This is a genomic window from Roseovarius halophilus (ex Wu et al. 2025) (assembly GCF_047086965.1).
The window spans coordinates 1-262 of the sequence record NZ_JBKOTX010000649.1 but is presented as its reverse complement, the minus strand read 5'-3'; the positions used below and the strand labels follow the sequence as shown (position 1 = coordinate 262).

1 pseudogene is annotated in these 262 nt (G+C 59.5%); it reads left to right on the top strand.

The features are described from left to right. Nucleotides 1–262 (top strand): annotated as a pseudogene (locus tag ACH107_RS33885) (integrase core domain-containing protein); the annotation flags it as partial.

The window sequence follows — 262 nt, the reverse complement described above, 5'->3', positions numbered from 1 at the left end:
GGCGGATTACCTCGACGACAAGGGCATGGATCATGTCCGCGGCGCACCCTACCACCCACAGACCCAAGGCAAGATCGAGCGGTGGCACCAGACCATGAACCGAAGGTCCGCGAAGCGAATAACCGTGTCCTGCTCGAGCATTACTTCCTGCCCGGTGATCTCGAGCGCCAGATTGACGCCTTCGTCGAATACTACAACAACCAACGCTACCACGAGAGCCTTGGAAACCTGACGCCCGTCGATGTCTACTTCGGCCGCGCTG